General features: G+C 70.2%; 11 protein-coding genes and 1 pseudogene. 7 read left to right on the forward strand and 5 right to left on the reverse strand.

Annotation, left to right across the window (positions count from 1 at the left end; translation table 11 throughout):
* Positions 1 to 48: 48 nt before the first annotated feature.
* From tagF to tssK, 5 genes are read right to left on the reverse strand one after another with little or no spacing between them, the layout of a single operon-like run.
* A complete protein-coding gene (gene tagF / locus QFZ27_RS38635; protein WP_429232257.1) occupies positions 49 to 816 on the reverse strand; it encodes a type VI secretion system-associated protein TagF in 768 nt (255 codons plus the stop codon).
* Positions 798 to 4,400, reverse strand: coding sequence for a type VI secretion system membrane subunit TssM (tssM, locus tag QFZ27_RS38640; RefSeq protein WP_429232258.1), 3,603 nt, complete (start codon positions 4,398 to 4,400; stop codon positions 798 to 800). Before tssM ends, tagF begins: the two co-directional genes overlap by 19 nt.
* A gap of 14 nt (positions 4,401 to 4,414) precedes the next feature.
* A complete protein-coding gene (gene icmH / locus QFZ27_RS38645) occupies positions 4,415 to 5,719 on the reverse strand; it encodes a type IVB secretion system protein IcmH/DotU (RefSeq protein WP_429232259.1) in 1,305 nt (434 codons plus the stop codon).
* Positions 5,706 to 7,172 carry a type VI secretion system-associated FHA domain protein TagH gene (gene tagH, locus QFZ27_RS38650; RefSeq protein ID WP_429232260.1) on the reverse strand — a complete coding sequence of 489 codons (1,467 nt, stop codon included), beginning with the start codon at positions 7,170 to 7,172 and terminating at the stop codon, positions 5,706 to 5,708. The genes icmH and tagH overlap by 14 nt, the downstream gene beginning before the upstream one ends.
* A 30-nt stretch (positions 7,173 to 7,202) precedes the next feature.
* Positions 7,203 to 8,540 carry a type VI secretion system baseplate subunit TssK gene (gene tssK, locus QFZ27_RS38655; protein WP_429232261.1) on the reverse strand — a complete coding sequence of 446 codons (1,338 nt, stop codon included), beginning with the start codon at positions 8,538 to 8,540 and terminating at the stop codon, positions 7,203 to 7,205.
* A gap of 309 nt (positions 8,541 to 8,849) precedes the next feature.
* Here tssK and tssA point away from each other — a divergent pair, with 309 nt between their 5' ends.
* The 7 genes and pseudogenes from tssA to tssG form a co-directional block, all read left to right on the forward strand.
* Entirely contained in the window at positions 8,850 to 9,833 is a 984-nt protein-coding gene (gene tssA, locus QFZ27_RS38660) for a type VI secretion system protein TssA (RefSeq protein ID WP_429232262.1), read from the forward strand.
* Between the two features lie 36 nt (positions 9,834 to 9,869).
* A complete protein-coding gene (gene tssB, locus QFZ27_RS38665) occupies positions 9,870 to 10,424 on the forward strand; it encodes a type VI secretion system contractile sheath small subunit (protein WP_429232263.1) in 555 nt (184 codons plus the stop codon).
* A 2-nt stretch (positions 10,425 to 10,426) separates the two neighbouring features.
* Positions 10,427 to 11,929, forward strand: coding sequence for a type VI secretion system contractile sheath large subunit (gene tssC / locus QFZ27_RS38670; protein ID WP_429232264.1), 1,503 nt, complete (start codon positions 10,427 to 10,429; stop codon positions 11,927 to 11,929).
* Between the two features lie 100 nt (positions 11,930 to 12,029).
* Positions 12,030 to 12,563, forward strand: coding sequence for a type VI secretion system tube protein Hcp (locus QFZ27_RS38675; protein WP_429232265.1), 534 nt, complete (start codon positions 12,030 to 12,032; stop codon positions 12,561 to 12,563).
* 67 nt (positions 12,564 to 12,630) lie between these two features.
* On the forward strand, positions 12,631 to 13,137 hold the full coding sequence (gene tssE, locus QFZ27_RS38680; protein WP_429232266.1) for a type VI secretion system baseplate subunit TssE: 507 nt from the start codon (positions 12,631 to 12,633) through the stop codon (positions 13,135 to 13,137).
* Positions 13,137 to 15,023, forward strand: coding sequence for a type VI secretion system baseplate subunit TssF (tssF, locus tag QFZ27_RS38685; RefSeq protein WP_429232267.1), 1,887 nt, complete (start codon positions 13,137 to 13,139; stop codon positions 15,021 to 15,023). The genes tssE and tssF overlap by 1 nt, the downstream gene beginning before the upstream one ends.
* Positions 15,023 to 15,721, forward strand: a pseudogene (gene tssG / locus QFZ27_RS38690) (type VI secretion system baseplate subunit TssG); the annotation flags it as partial. The gene tssF and the pseudogene tssG, both read left to right, overlap by 1 nt.
* Positions 15,722 to 15,783: the final 62 nt, after the last annotated feature.

Consider the following 15,783-nt stretch of genomic DNA (forward strand, 5'->3'; position numbering starts at 1 on the left):
CTTGAACAAAACGGTTGAAGAACTCGGATGCGGGGGCCTTGCCGATCCTCACAGGTCCCGGTCCCATTCGCTGTCTTCGGCCCCGCCGCCGGCCGGCGGCCGGACCGACCAGCCGTGCCGCGCCCAGCGGCCGTCGATCAGGGCCGCGAAGCCATCCGGCGCGACCAGTCCGACGCTGACCGCCACGCCCGGCGGCACATGCCGGGCGCCGGTGGTCCACCACAGGGCGCCGTGACCGGCCAGTGCCGCGACCGCGGCCGGTGCCGCCGAGGCGATCGGCAGCTCGACCCAGGTGCCGGCCCCGTTCTCCCGGGGCGGGGACTGAGGGGCCGCCGCGCTGTGGACGACCGACCAGGACGGCAGGTCGCGGCCGAGTTCGGCGAGCTCGAAACCCTCGCCCAGGGCGTCGAGCGCCAGGGCCTCGGCGGCGGCGAACCAGGGGCCGCTGCCCGCCATCAGCCCGATCGGATCGACCGGCCGCTCGATCTCCTGCCCCAGCATCAGCGGGAAGCAGCGCCCGACCGCGTCGACACTGGGCATCAGCACGCCGATCAGGGTGAACCGGCCACAGGCGCCGGCGGGGAGGATGAAGCGCCACAGCGGCGCGACGAAGAACAGCTCGGCCCAGTCGGCGCCGATCGCGGCCTCGCCGGCGGCGAGGGACTGCTGCAGCCAGGCGTCCCAGCTGCCGACGGTCTCGGGCCGCAGCCCGGCGCCGACGAAATCGGCGCGGGCCGGCAGCTTGCCGTAGAAGCCGCAGGACCGCCCGGCCGCGATCGCGGCCGGGATGCGGGCGCTCACAGATCCTGCGGGCATCGGAACTGCGCCAGCAGCTTGCCGGACAGCGGGTTCATCACGCTGTCGGCCTGGAGGATGAAGGTCGCCCAATGGGTGCCGGCCGCCAGCCGCAGCTGCAGCCGGTCGGAGCCGCCGAGGCGCCGCGTGTCCGCCTGGTCCAGCAGGCGGAACAGGCCCCAGGCGCCGGCCCGAGACAGGGTCGCGTCCTGGTCGCCGGTAAAGGTGACCGAGGCGCCGCCGACGCCGCCGGTCGCCGGCCAGCGGAAATGCATCGCCCCGGACTGGCCCCGCCGGCTTTCCAGCCGCTGGCCGTCGATGTCGACCACCACCGTGTCGGTCGCCGGGTCGGTCTCGGCGACGGTCAGCACGAAGCCGACCGAGGGCTGCGCCCCGGCATCCTGGAACATGCTGTCGCGGATCGCCGCCGCCCGCTGGAACTGGGCCAGCGTGCCGCGGTCGAGCCGGAAGTCGACATTCCCGGTCGGCCGCACCTTCCACGACCCTTCGGACATATCGACGAAGGGCGCCAGGTTCTCGGCGAAGAAGCTGTCGATCGCACCGTTGCGGCCGAACAGCCGGGCGAAGTCGCTGAGCGGGACGTCCTGGCCGGAACCGGGGCTGAAGGGGTAGCGCCCCTCGGTCGCGCGCTGGCACAGCGCGCCGGGACCGCTGGACCAGACGCTGGCCAGCTGGCGTTTGGCGCCGGTGATCGACAGGTCCGAGCTGGTGCGGCTGACGCCGAGGATCCATTGCCGGATCGGCTCGGGCAGGTTGGACGCCCCGGCCTCGATCTGACGGATCGCGACGGCCGCCTGGTCGCCCTTCTGCAGCGAGCCGCCGCCCAGCCCCTGCATCTCGCTGAGCGAGCGGTACAAGCCGCCGAGGTCGCGGATGGCGCTGTCGATCGGCGCCTGGGCGTCGGCCTGGCTGTTCGGCGGCACGTCGACCAGCTGGTGCAGCGACTGGAAGTGATCGTTCAGGTAACGCCGGGCGATCCCTTCGGGCGTGTCCACTGCCGACTGCGACCGGAACAGCGCCTCGAGCTTGCTCGGCGGCACCTTGCCCGGCTGGGCGGCGCCATCGCCGGCCGGCGCGGCGTCATCGGGCGCCGGCGGCCGCTCCAGCTTGGTCTCCTGCGCCGCCGCGACCAGCAGCAGGCGGATCGGCGAGGTCGGCGCGGCCAGCGTGTTCAAGGTGCGCAGCGAATCGTCGACCGTCCGCATCGGCCGGATGGCGATGTCGCCGATCAGTTGATCCCAGCGCAGCGCGAATTCCTGGGCGTAGAGGGCCGATGCCTCGCGCTGCAGCTTCAGGCCAGCCTCGCTGCCGGCCGGAGCCGCGGCCGCCTGCGGGTCCAGCACCCAGCCATCGGCGGCGACGGCATCGGCCACCTGCGGCAGCAGCGGCAGGAAGGCGTCGTAGAAGCCGGCGCTGGTGTAGATGCCCGGGATGCCAGCGCTCAGCGGCTGCCCCGACCGGCGGGTCAGCACGCCCTCGGCCACCGGCCCGGCATGGTCGGCCAGGCGCCAGCTCGGCTCCCTCCCCGCCTCCGGGCTGGCAACGACGGCGTCGAGCACGCGGCGGGCGAGCGAGACGCCCTGGAGCTTGGCACGGCTCTTCTCGATCAGGTCGCCGTTCAACCCGATATTCGACAGCGGGCCTTCCAGCAGGGCGTCGAGATGACCGGCCAGCGCGCGGCGCAGCCCGGCATCGGCGTCACCGGGGAACTGCACGCCCCAGTCGAGCGCCATCCAATTACGGACCACGTCGCGCTGCAGCGGCCCCTGCTGCCCCAGGATCAGATAGACCTTCAGCGCCTCGTACAGGAACGCCGGGTCGTCCTGCCGCTCCGCCAGCACGGTCTCCAGCCGCAGGATCAGGCGCGGCAGCAGCAGGGTGTTGAGGGCATGGCGATAGGCCGCCCGCGTCTGCACCCCGAGCTTGTCGCTCTGGTCCAGGCCGAAGCCGGCCAGGCGGTCGGGCGCGGCGTCGCCATCGGCATAGCCGGTCGGGATCTCGCGCAGCTTCTGCAGCAGCGGCACGACCGGCCGCAGGTCGGCGCTGTCGACCCGGTCGAGCTTCAGGGTGTTGGCCTCCGCGGCGTAGCTGCTGGCGGTCAGCCGGACGTTCTCGATCAGGTCGACGTTGCGGCCGTAGCTGACCGTCCACAGGATGCCGGCCGCGGCCACCACCGCCGCGATCCCGGCATAGAGGCCGTATTGAATCCGCCGCCGGCGCCGCTCGGCGCGGGGGTCGGCATTGACCAGCCCGGCCTCGGCGAAGACCACCTCGCGCAGCAGCCGGCTGATGAAGTAGCTGCGCTTCTGCGCGCCGAATGTCGGGCGCGGCGGCCGGGCGACATCGAAGGTCCGCGCCATCGCCTCGACCACGCGGTCCAACGGCGTGCCGACCTGGGTTCCGCTGACGAAATAGACGCCGCGGAGCATGATCGGCTCTTCGAACGAATTCGGGGCGAAGGCCTCCTGCATGAACTGATGGGTCAGGTGCTTCAGGCTGGCGACCTGCTGCGGGAAGCCGAACACCAAAGCGCGGCGCTGGATGTCGCTCTCCTGCTGCATCCGTTCCAGCAGCCGCTCGCCCAGGCGGCCGACCAGCGCGTCGTATTCCGCCTCATAGGCCTCGATCGAGCCGCCCTCGCGCTCCGGCTCATGCGGAAAGGTGAAGCCCCAGACCGACTCCCGCCCCTCGCGGCCGAGGTCGTCGAAGAATTCGACGAAGCCGGCCAGCAGGTCGCTCTTGGTCAGCATCACATAGACCGGCAACCGCAGGCCGAGCTCCTTGTACAGCTCCAGCACGCGCTGGCGGATACGGGCGGCGTGGTCGAGCCGCGCCTCCTCGGAGGTCGAGGTCAGCTCGCTGATGCCGATCGCCACCAGCACGCCGTTCAGGGGCTGGCGCCGCCGATTGCGCTTGAGCAGCCGGAGGAAACCCAGCCAGGCGGCCTTGTCCTGCTCGGCATCGCTGTCCTGGGTCATGTAGCGGCCGGCGGTGTCGATCAGCACCGCGTCGTCGGTGAACCACCAGTCGCAGTTGCGCGTGCCGCCGACCCCGCCGACCGCCTTGCGGCCGAACTTGTCCGCCAGCGGGAAGCTGAGCCCAGAGTTGACGATCGCGGTGGTCTTGCCCGACCCCGGCGGGCCGATCATGACGTACCAGGGCAGCTGGTACAGCCAGCGCCGGCCGCTGGCCCCGGCGAAGCGGCGCCCCTTCAGCGTGCCCAGGGCCTCGCGGAAGCGGCCGGAGATCGTCTCCAGCTCCCTGCCCGCGGCTCCGTCCCGCCCGCCGGCACGCGGGGACTCCGCGGCGCCGGCCTCCTCCGACTGCCCGGTCCCGAATCCGGTCAGTGCATTCGAGACCCGCGACTGGACGAGGCTCTGGAAATGCGACTGGATCATGTAGGTGACGGTGTACCCGACCGGGATCAGCATCGACGCGACGATCTGGCTGCTGAGATTGTCGAGCGGGGCGAAGCCCGCGATCGAGATCAGCGGCCCGAGCGTGAAGATCAGGGCACAGACGATCCCGGTGCCGAGGCCGACATACAGCCATTTCGACCGGAGCGCGCTCTTGATTGCCTGCATGGCCGTCCGTCCCCTCAACTATTCGTCGACTTGCTGATGATGATTTCGGTCCGGCGGTTCTGCTGGCGGCCCTCCGGCGTGTCGTTCGACGCCACCGGCTCGGTGCTGCCCCGGCCCTCTTCCCGCACGCGTCCGGGCTCGCTCATCTTCGAGGTGATGATCTCGCCGACCGATTTGGCGCGGGCGAGTGACAGGTGATAGTTCGACGGGAAGGCCAGCGACCGGATCGGCGTGGCATCCGTGTGCCCGGTCAGCAGAACGGCCCCGGGCTGGTCGTTCAGTGCTTCGCCGATCCGCCGCAGCAGCGGCTCGAACTGGCTCTTCACCGTCGGGCTGGCGGAATCGAACATGCCGGCGCCGCGGATGGTGACGACGATCTGCTGGGCGTCCTCGGCCACCGTGACCAGCCCTTCGCGGATCTCGGGCTCGAGGAAGCGCCGCAGCCGGTCGCCGCGCATGACGATCACCGGCGGCGGCGGCGCCACCCGCGCCAGGGTGACCGCACCGGTCGGCGGCAGCGCGGCGAGTTCGTCGAACACCGGGTCGGAGCGGCCGTTCAGCGCGAACAGCAGCCCGGCATAGAGCAGCAGCAGCAGCGCCACGCCGGCCGCCCCGACCACCCAGGCGGGAACGATGCCGCGCAGCAGCTTGCGGGCGGCGGCCACACCCCGCCAGTGGGGGGAGATGTCGCGCTCGAACTCGCCGCGGGCCGCCCGGATCAGGCGGTAGACGTCCTCGCGCAGCACGCTGAGCTCGGACGCGCCGCGGGGCGCGATCCGGAACCGCCCCTCGAAGCCCAGGCTCATGCAGTAGTAGAGCAGCTCCAGCAGGTCGACATTGACGCCGGGGTCCTTCTTCAACTGCGCCAGCAGGTCGAAGAACCGGTCGCCGCCCCAGGTCTCGCTGAACAGCGATCCGACCATGCTGCGCGTGGTCCAGACGCTGCGGCTGCCCCAGGGCGTGTTCAGGACGATGTCGTCGATGGTGGCGCAGAGCGCGTATTTGCTGGCCTTGATCGCCCGCGGCGCCAGGCCCAGCGGGGTGACCCGGCGCTCGAAGGCGTCGATCTCGCGCAGCACCCGGAGGCGCAGGCCCTCGACATCGGGATGGCTGCTGCTGTTCTTGAGCTGGGCGCAGAGGCCCAGCAGCGCCGCCGCGGCCGCCACCAGCGGGCCGAGCCGGTCGAGCGCCAGCGCCTCCCAGAACCGCTCGGCCGGCGAGGCCTGGGACGGCGGCGGGGGCACCAGGGTCAGCCGCCCGCCCGGATTGGGACGGGCGGGGCCCCGCGGCAGCAGGACGGTTTCCTCAGTCATCGCCATCCAGCCCTTCTCCTTCCGGACGGGCGCTGCCATCCGTGTCCCTGCGTTCCGGCCCCCGCGGGCGGGCGGTTTCGGCGCGATAGGCGCGCGCGAAATCGGCGCCGAAGATCCGCAGCGCGTCGTTCTCGAGGCCGGAGACCACGTCGTCGAAGATCCGCCGGTACTCGTCCCAGCCCCGGGCCTTCCTGGTGCCGGGCCAGTGCCAGCCGGCCTGCCCGACCGTCCGCTCGACCGAGGTCGGCGACAGGCGGTCGCAGACGCTGCGCAGCGCCTCCTGCAGCGCCGCCAGCATCGCGACCTCGTGCGCCTTGATGTCGGAGAAGGCCTGCTCGACCGCCGCGTCCCCGCGGATGAAGCCCGGGATCTCGACGCAGAGCAGCGTGTGCATCGCCTCCTTCGCGTCCAGCGTGAACTTCAGCGGGTTGTTGCCCGAGCGCTCGATCATCGTGCGCTCGATGCCGAATTCCTGCTTCGCCAGCTGGCGGGCCGAGAGGATGCCGTGCAGCCCGGCAACGGAATGCAGCAGCATCCGCCCCGCCCGGTCCATCACGGCGGTGAGGTCGGCCGCGCCGACATCCGCCGGCGACAGGCCGCAGGCGGCGAGGAAGGCGGCCACGGCGCGATCGGCGTCGCCGCCGGGGCCCGCCGGCTGATCCGCCACCGGCCGGGGCGGCGGGGCAGGCTGCACCTCCGGCTGCGGCGGGGCCTCGAGGATGTCGTCGTCGTCCGGTGGCCTGGCGGTGTCGACCCGGGTGAAGGCCGGCGCGGCCTTTGCCGCCGGCGGTGCGCCGAGCTCCGCCATGATGTCCCAGTCGTCGGGGATCGCCTCGACGCCGGATCTCGGCTGCACGAAGACGACGGCATGCTCCGGCACGTGGTCGGCATAGGAGGCGGCCGGCTTGCGGACGGCCGCCCAGTCGTCCGCCGGCGGCTCCCGCGGCGGGCCGAAGCCCGAGGCCGGAAGCAGGTCGCCGTCGATCTCGCCGAGCAGCGGCTCCTCGCGCCGGCTGGTGATGCCGCCGCCGAGCGAGGGGCCCATCTGGACCGTGCCGAGGAAGCTCAGCTCCTCCGCCGGCGGCGCGGTGCGTTCCGGCTCGTCGGCCTTGACCACGGCCGGCCCCGAGCCCGGCGCCGCGATGACATCGATGCGGTAGCTGCCGATCTGGATGACGTCGCCGGCCTTCAGCGCCACCGGCACCTCGCGCGGCAGCGCCTCCGACTCGTCATTCAGGAAGGTGCCGTTGCGGCTGCGGTCGATCAGGACGAAGCGGCCCTGCGCCGGTTCGATCGAGCAGTGATGCTTGGAGATGGTCTGCTGGGCGTCGCGCAGGACCAGGCCGTTGTCGTCGGCCCGGCCGATGGTCAGCGCCGATTCCGCCTCGACCAGGCCGTCGGCCCCGACGGTCTCGGGCAGGCTGGACTCGGTGCTGTCTACGCGTAGGACGAGGGCCATGGGGGACACCTGGTCGGTTGCGGGTTGCTGCTACTGGCCACGGATGGCCCAGAGCGCCATTTCAAGGTTCGGGAAGTCGCCGGCGACATGCAGCGCCAACCCGCCGGAATGGCGCATGTCCTTCCAGAACGGGCTCTGTTGATCGACCTCGAAATAGGTGACCCCGACGTGGAAGGGGATCTGTCGCGGCGCCACCGGCAGCGGGTTGATGATGATCCCAGGCAGCGCGACGTTGACGAGCTCCTTGATCTTCTCGGCCGGGCCGATCTTGATCTGGGTCGGGAATTCGCGGCGCAGCCGGTCGACCTCGACATCGGCGCGGGCGGCCAGCACGAAGGTCGCGGTCGTGAACAGCGAGCGGTCGGCGACCTCGGCGATGTGGACGCCGTATTTGTGCTGCTTGAGCGGCACCGGCACCGCCGTCTGCTCCAGCACGGCGCTGAGCGACGCCCGGATCGACTGGATCACCGGCCGGAAGCTGAGCGCCAGGTCCTCGTGCCTGTAGCCGGCGAAGGCCGGCGGCCGCTTCTCGGTCCGGGCATAGGTCGCGAGCTCGCCGGCGAGCTGGACCATCAGGCCGTACAGCGACTCCGGATGCACGACCGCCGCGCCGGAGAGGTGGGAGAAGTAGGGCTCGTAGCGGTTGATCGCCTGCAGCAGCAGGAAATCGGCGATCTCGGCCACGCCGCGGGTGCCCGACTGCGACACCCGGGCGGCCAGGGCCTCGCCGCGATGATGCAGCAGGCCGGTGATCTCGGTGATGTAGTTCGAAAGGGTGCGGGAGCCGGCGCAGTCCATGGTCGGCGGGATATGCGTGTCGTCGAGCACGACCTGCCGGTCGGCCCGGACCTCGACCAGCCGGGCGATCGGCAGGCAGGAGAAGCCGGCCCGGTCCGCCCCGTCCGGCAGCAGCTGGAAGCGCAGCCGCGCCACCTCGATCGAGGCGCCGTCGCGCTCGCCGGCATTGGTGTCGACCAGATCCTGGTCCGCCACCGCGAAGCGGATCGGCACGTCGGTCGCCGCGCGCCCGTCGGTCTCGACCGCCCCGGGCTGGTACAGCGGCACGGCCAGGTGGATCAGCGAATCCCGCAGATGCTCCGGCACCTCATAAGGAACCGGCTGGTCGGCGTCGTCGGGGATGCTGAACGGCGTGCCGTCCTCCATCACGCCGCGGGCCGTCTCGATCGCGATCTTGCCGAGGCTGAGCAGCTCGCGGTTCAGCCGCAGCTCGGTGACGCCCCAGCCATAGCCGCGCAAGGCAGCCGTGCGGCTGCGGACGAGCTTTTCGACATAGCGGTCGCTCTGCTGGAAATGCTGCGGCCGGAGGAACAGCCCTTCCGACCAGACGACCCTGTTGTCCCAAGACATCCTGCGCTCCGCTTCATCCGAGGCCGCCCGGATACGGGCCGGCGATCAGGGATGCGGACACTCTGACGGCATCCGGCGCGCCGCTCGCATGCGCAGTTGATATCCGGGCATTCGGGATCGGGATGCGGCGAGCCTGTCGCAACATGCCCGCATATCAATCGCGCATGCAGTGCGACGCCAAGGCTTCGCTAGATTTCCAAAATCGAACGACCGCCCCTTCCCCCGGATCTACTTGCCTTTACTGCCGGGACCCGAAGGTGGCGCGAACCGGAAAGCCCCAGTGGCGGACATGCAGTGACGGACATGGTCATGCTCGACGCAGATCATCTGCTGAAGCCGGTCGACGACAGCGACGCGTGCGGAGAGGCCCTCGACTACGATCTGGGGTTTCTCGAGCTCGAGATGGCGTCGCAGGGCAAGCCGGGCCAGCAGATCGGCGATGCCGTCGTGGCCGACGAGCCCCCCGACTGGCGCGAGGTCTGGCGGCTGGGCCTGGACCTCGCCGGCCGCACCAAGGATTTGCGCATCGGCGTGCTGCTGGCGCGCTCGGCCCTCAACCAATCCGGCTTCACCGGCCTGCGCGGCGGCCTCGAGCTGCTCGCCGGCTATGTCGAGCAGTTCTGGCCGAACCTGCATCCGCGGCCGGATGCGGAGGATGGCGACGACCAGACCGTGCGCCTCAACACCCTGGCCAATCTCTGCGATCCGGCCGGGCTGATGGCGGAGATCCGCCAGGTACCCCTGACGGCGTCGCGGCAGTTCGGCAACTTCACGCTGCGCGACTGCATCGAGGCACAGCGGCCCGGCGAGATCGACCTTGCAGCCGTCGAGCGCGCCTTCGGCGACACCGATCCCGGCCAGATCGACCGGGCCGGCGCAGATCTCGACGCCGCCCTGGCCGCCGCGATCCGCCTGGATGCCGGCATCAAGCAGCGCGTCGACATCACCGAGGCCGTCCGCTTCGACCCGCTGATCGCCCTGCTGCGCCAGGCCAAGGAGCTGGTCGACGCCCACCGGCCCAGCGCCGCGCCGGCAGCCGAGACGCCGCAGGGAGAGGCGGCCCCCGTTGCCCTCTCCGGCGAGATCCGCGACCGCAACGACGTCATCGGCTCGCTTGACCGGATCTGCCGCTGGTACCGGGCGAACGAGCCGGCCAGCCCGGTGCCGGCCCTGCTGGAACGGGCGAAACGGCTGGTCTCCAAGGACTTCATGGCTCTGCTCCTGGAGCTCGCGCCCGAGGGCGCCGCTCATTACCGCTCGATCGCCGGCCTGGCGGCCGACGAGAGCCCCTGACGACCGGAGCCGCCCCACACTAAGGAGAATGAAGAGATGGCAAAGGCCAGCAGTCAAAAATTCATCGCACGCAACCGGGCGCCCCGGGTCCAGATCGAATACGACGTCGAGACCTACGGCTCGAACAAGAAGGTCCAGCTGCCGTTCGTCGTCGGCGTCATGTCCGACCTCGCCGGCAACCCGACCGAGGCGCTGCCCCCGGTGGCCGATCGCAAGATGATGGAGATCGACATCGACAATTTCGATGATCGGCTCCGGTCCATCAAGCCGCGGGTGGCGCTGCGGGTGCCGAACCGGCTGACCGGCGAAGGCCAGCTCGCGGTCGACCTGACCTTCGAGAGCATGGACGATTTCTCGCCGGCGGCGGTGGCCCGCAAGGTCGACAGCCTGAACCGGCTGCTCGAGGCGCGGACGCAGCTGTCCAACCTCCTGACCTACATGGACGGCAAGAACGGCGCCGAGGAGCTGGTCGCCCGGCTGCTGGCCGACCCGACGCTGCTCAGCGCCCTCGGCCATGCGCCGAAGCCCGATACCCCCAAGGACCAGCCGGACGCGGTTCCGTCCCCGGCCCCAGAGACGGAGGAGAACTGACCATGTCGTCCGCAGTCACCCGGTCCGCCGAGGCGCAGGCCGCCCCGGCCACCACGGTCGATCCCGGCGATTTCGCCAGCCTGCTGCAGCGCGAGTTCAGGACCCGGTCGGACCAGGCGCAGGAGGCGGTGGAGACCGCCGTCCGGACCCTGGCCGAGCAGGCCCTGCGCGACACCTCGGTGATCAGCGACGACGTCGTCGACACCATCCAGTCGATCATCGCCTCGATCGACCAGAAGCTGTCGGCGCAGATCAACGAGGTGCTGCATCATGAGGAGTTCCAGCAGCTGGAATCGGCCTGGCGCGGCCTGCATCACCTGGTCTTCAACACCGAGACCGACGAGACGCTGAAGATCCGCGTCTTCCCGATCTCGAAGAAGGAGCTGTCCCGCAACCTGCGCAAGTACAAGGGCATCGCCTGGGACCAGAGCCCGCTGTTCAAGAAGATCTATGAGGAGGAGTACGGCCAGATCGGCGGCGAGCCCTATGGCTGCCTGATCGGCGACTATTACTTCGACCACACCCCGCCGGATGTCGAGCTGCTGTCGGCGGTGTCGCAGATCGCGGCCGCCAGCCACGCGCCGTTCATCTCCGCCGCGTCGCCGCATCTGCTGCAGATGGACTCGTGGCGCGAGCTGGCCAACCCGCGCGACATCACCAAGATCTTCCTGACGCCGGAGCACGCCGCCTGGCGGTCGTTCCGTGACGGCGAGAACTCGCGCTACGTGGCGCTGACCATGCCGCGCACCCTGGGGCGCCTGCCCTACGGCGCCAAGACCAACCCGGTAGACGAATTCGCCTTCGAGGAGGAGTCGGACGGCGGCGACAGCTCCAAGTATCTGTGGACCAACGCCGCCTACGCCATGGGCGTGAACATCACCCGATCGTTCAAGCTGTATGGCTGGCTGTCGCGGATCCGCGGCGTCGAATCCGGCGGCCTGGTCGAGGACCTGCCGGTCCACACCTTCCCCAGCGACGACGGCGGCGTCGACCTGAAATGCCCGACCGAGATCGCGATCAGCGACCGGCGCGAGGCCGAGCTGTCCAAGAACGGCCTGTTGCCGCTGCTGCACCGGAAGAACACCGATCTCGGCGTCTTCATCGGCGCCCAGACCGTCAACAAGCCGATCAAGTACGAGGACCCGGACGCCTCGGCCAATGCCGAGCTGAGCGCCCGGCTGCCCTACATCTTCGCGACCTGCCGCTTCGCCCATTACCTGAAGTGCATGGTCCGCGACAAGATCGGCACGTTCAAGGAGCGGCACGAGGTCGAGGAGTGGCTGAACCAGTGGATCCAGGGCTACGTCCACCCGTCGCCTGAGCTGGGCAGCGAGGAGAGCAAGGCGCAGCAGCCGCTGTCCTCGGCCGAGGTCAAGGTCGAGGAGGTCGCCGACAACCCCGGCTACTACACCGCCCGGTTCTACCTGCGGCCGCATTACCAGCTCGAGGGCCTGACCATCTCGCTGCGGCTGGTCTCGCGCCTGCCGTCGGCCCGCAAGGCCTGACGATCCGCTCCATCGGCGGAAGGAGGTCGCATGCGGCACGGCTGATCACCCCCGAGAGACTTCAATCCCATTCCAAACCACCAGATGAAGGAAGACGAACATGGCGTTCGACGCAGTCATGGTGTTCACGGCAGCATCCAAGGACGGCATTCAGCCCAAGGGTGAATCCCTCATCCTGAAGGACGGCATCACGCTGGCCGATGAGTGGAGCTTCTCGCTCGAGAACAAGCTCAACATCGGCCCGCACACCAGCGGCGCCGGCTCCGGCAAGGCCGAGTTCGAGGTCTTCACCGTCAAGAAGCAGGTCGATACCGCCTCGCCCCACCTGTACGTGGCCTGCGGCCGCGGCGCCCATTTCAGCAATGTCGACCTGAAGCTGTTCAAGGCGACCGGCTCCGGCACCAGCACCTCCGGCACCAACCTGTTCCTGCACTGGACCTTCAACATGCTGGCCGTGGAGAAGGTCGAGTGGTCCTACGCCGAGGAGGCGCCGGAGGAGACGGTCACCTTCCGGTTCGGCGCCTGCAAGGTCATCTACTACAAGCAGAACGACAAGGGTGCCCTGACGAAGCAGGGCGAGGGCATCTGGAACCAGATCGCCAACAGCACCGACTTCACCAAGCTCGTCGCCTGACGACGCCGCGACCGGCCGGCGCCCCGGCCGGTCGCCCTTTCTTCCGACCATACCCCTCAGGTGAATCATGGCCAGAGCCGTCAAGCGGGACCTGGTCCAGCCGTCGCTTCTCGACCGGCTGACCGACGACCAGCCGCGCAGCGCGACCGAGGCGCAGGACCGGCGCAGCTTCTCGGTGCGCCAGCTGCGGGAGGTGATCCTGCGCGACATCTCGTGGCTTTTGAACACCAACCAGCTGGCCGCGACCGTGGATCTGCAGGCCTATCCCCATGTCGCATCCAGCACGCTGAACTACGGCATCTGGCCGCTGGGCGGGCACATCCGCGAAGGCGTCGACGCAAGCGCCCTGCGGCAGGAGATCGTCGCCAGCCTGCATCGCTTCGAGCCGCGGCTGCTGCCCGACAGCCTGAGAGTCACGGCAATCGAGGACGGGCAGGACATCGGCTCGCTCCACTTCAAGATCGAGGCCGACCTCTGGGCCCATCCGGTGCCGCTGCGCATGGTGATGCGCACCGAGGTCGACCGCGAGCTCGACGTCGTCCGCGTCGTCGAGATGCGCGCGGAGGCCAGCTGATGGATCCCCGGCTGCTGCGCCTCTACAACGACGAGCTCGCCTATATGCGCGACATGGGCGCCGAGTTCGCGCGCTCCTTCCCGAAGGTCGCCGGCCGGCTCGGCATGGAGACGACCGAGGTCGCCGACCCCTATGTCGAGCGGCTGCTCGAAGGCTTCGCCTTCATGGCGGCGCGGGTGCAGCTGAAGCTGCAGTCGCGCTTCCCCGATTTCACCCAGCATCTGCTCGAGCTGGTGTATCCGCATTTCCTGCCGCCGGTGCCGTCGATGACGATCGCCCGGTTCGAGCCGGACCCGGAGGCCGGACGGCTGGAGAACGGCTATCTGGTGCCGCGCGGGACCAAGCTGCTGAGCCAGCTCGCCCCGGGCGCGGTCACCCATTGCGAGTTCCGCACCGCCCATGACGTCCAGCTGTGGCCGATCGTGGTCAGCGGGGTCGACTACTACGCGACGCCGGGGCAGCTTTCGGCCCTGCACCTGCCGGGCCGGCAGGCGGTGAAGGCGGCGCTGCGTCTGCGGCTGCGGACCACCAACGGGCTGCCCTTCAACAAGCTGGCGCTGAAGGCGCTGACGCTGCATCTGACCGGGCCCGGCGGCATCGGCGCGATCCTGGCCGAGCAGCTGGTCGCCGACACCCGCGCCATCGTCGCCCGGCCGCTGAGCCGGCCGGTGCCCTGGCAGGAGACGATCCCGCGGCAGGCGCTGCGGCAGGTCGGGTTGGAGCCGGGGTCGTCGCTGCTGCCCGAGGTTCCCCGCTCCTTCGACGGCTACCGCCTGCTGCAGGAATACTTCGCCCTGGCGGACCGGACGCTGTTCGTCGAGCTCGGCGGGCTCGCCGATGCCGTGGCGCTGTCGACCACCGAGGAGCTCGAGATCGTGTTCGCGCTCGGCCGTGCCGAGTCGCGGCTGGAGCGCCATCTCGGCCCGCAGAACATCGCCCTGTTCGCGACCCCGGCGGTCAACCTGTTCGAGCGCCAGGCCGACCGGATCCATGTCAGCGACAAGCAATACGAGCACCACGTGGTGGTCGACCGGATTCGGCCGCTCGACATCGAGCTGCATTCGATCCTGGAGATGAGCGGCGAGGGCGAGAGCGGCGACGCGGCCCCGCTGCCGTTCCTGCCCTTCTACAGCATCCACGAGCACGGCCGGCGCGAGCAGCATTCCGCCTACTACACGGTGCGGCGCGAGCAGCGCCTGCTGTCCGAGCACCAGCGCCTGCACGGCACGCGCACCGGCTATATCGGCAGCGAAACCTTCGTCTCACTGGTCGACCGCCAGGCCGCCCCCTATTCGGCCGATCTGCGCCAGCTGTCGCTGCGCTGCCTGTGCTCGAACCGGGACCTGCCGCTGCTGCTGCCGGTCGGCCGGGGCGAGACCGACTTCACGCTCGAGATCGGCGCCCCGGTGACCAGCGTCCGCTGCCTGTCGCTGCCGAGCCGGCCGCGGCCGTCCTTCGCCAATGGCGATGTCGCCTGGAAGCTGATCAGCCACCTGTCGCTGAACTACCTGTCGATCACCAATTCCGACCGGCCCGACCACCAGGGCGCCGAGGCGCTGCGCGAGCTGCTGCGCCTCTATGTCGATCCGGACGACGCCTCCGCCACGCGGCAGATCGACGGCATCCGGGACGTCCGGTCCAAGGCCGTCGTCCGGCGCCTGCCCGGCGGCGGGCAGGCCGCGGTGGCGCGCGGGATCGAGATCGGCGTCACCCTGGACGAGGCGGCTTTCGAAGGCGTCGGCACCTTCCCCTTGGCCTCCGTCCTCAACCTGTTCTTCGCCAAATACGTCTCGATCAACGGCTTCACCGAGATGGTGCTGTCGACCCTGCAGCGCGGCGAGGTGATGCGATGGCCGCCGATGATCGGCCGCCGGGCGGTGGTGTGATGCCGGACGCGCTCAGCAGCTTCTTCGGCGCGGTCGCGGCCGAGCCGCACGACTTCGACGTCTTCCAGACGCTGCGGCGGATCGATGCCCTCAGCCCGGACCGCCCGCGGCTGGGGGAATCGAGCCGGCCGGGATCGGACCCGGTGCGGATCGGGCAGCAGCCGGCCCTGGCCTTCCCGACCCGGCCGATCGCGGGGCTGACCGAGGCCGAGGAGGAGGATGGCCCCGCCCGGCTGGCCACCTATGTCTTCGGGCTGTTCGGGTCGAACGGCCCGCTGCCGCTGCACCTGACCGAATACGCCCAAATGCGGCAGCACAACGCCGGCGACGAGACGCTGGTCCGCTTCGCCGACATCTTCCACCACCGCATGGCCTCGCTGTTCTTCCGCGCCTGGGCGGAGAGCGAGCCGACGGTGAGCCACGACCGGCCGCAGCAGGACCGCTTCGCCCTGCAGCTCGGCGCCCTCGCCGGCCTCGGCATGGAATCGCTGCAGGACCGGGACGCCATGCCCGACCTGGCCAAGGTCCATTTCACCGGGCGGCTTGCCTCGCACACCCGCAACGCCGAGGGGCTCGGCGCCATCCTGGCCAGCTTCTTCGCGGCGCCGGTCGAGATCCGCGAATTCGTGCCGAAATGGGTCCAGCTGCCGCGCGACGCGCTGTGCCTGCTGGGCCGCGACCCGGGCACCGGGACGCTGGGCAGCACCGCCCACCGCCGGCGCCCGGATCCGGGTCTATCATCACCGGTTCCGCATCGTCA

This window comes from Inquilinus ginsengisoli (assembly GCF_050434925.1).
In the GTDB taxonomy this organism is placed as follows: domain Bacteria; phylum Pseudomonadota; class Alphaproteobacteria; order DSM-16000; family Inquilinaceae; genus Inquilinus; species Inquilinus ginsengisoli_B.

Excerpts from the sequence above, each read along its gene's own strand:
- icmH (WP_429232259.1), bottom strand. The coding sequence starts at position 5,719 with ATGGCGATGACTGAGGAAACCGTCCTGCTGCCGCGGGGCCCCGCCCGT.
- tagH (WP_429232260.1), bottom strand. The coding sequence starts at position 7,172 with ATGGCCCTCGTCCTACGCGTAGACAGCACCGAGTCCAGCCTGCCCGAG.
- tssF (WP_429232267.1), top strand. The coding sequence starts at position 13,137 with ATGGATCCCCGGCTGCTGCGCCTCTACAACGACGAGCTCGCCTATATG.
- tssM (WP_429232258.1), bottom strand. The coding sequence starts at position 4,400 with ATGCAGGCAATCAAGAGCGCGCTCCGGTCGAAATGGCTGTATGTCGGC.
- tssK (WP_429232261.1), bottom strand. The coding sequence starts at position 8,540 with ATGTCTTGGGACAACAGGGTCGTCTGGTCGGAAGGGCTGTTCCTCCGG.
- QFZ27_RS38675 (WP_429232265.1), top strand. The coding sequence starts at position 12,030 with ATGGCGTTCGACGCAGTCATGGTGTTCACGGCAGCATCCAAGGACGGC.
- tagF (WP_429232257.1), bottom strand. The coding sequence starts at position 816 with ATGCCCGCAGGATCTGTGAGCGCCCGCATCCCGGCCGCGATCGCGGCC.
- tssC (WP_429232264.1), top strand. The coding sequence starts at position 10,427 with ATGTCGTCCGCAGTCACCCGGTCCGCCGAGGCGCAGGCCGCCCCGGCC.
- tssE (WP_429232266.1), top strand. The coding sequence starts at position 12,631 with ATGGCCAGAGCCGTCAAGCGGGACCTGGTCCAGCCGTCGCTTCTCGAC.
- tssA (WP_429232262.1), top strand. The coding sequence starts at position 8,850 with ATGCTCGACGCAGATCATCTGCTGAAGCCGGTCGACGACAGCGACGCG.
- tssB (WP_429232263.1), top strand. The coding sequence starts at position 9,870 with ATGGCAAAGGCCAGCAGTCAAAAATTCATCGCACGCAACCGGGCGCCC.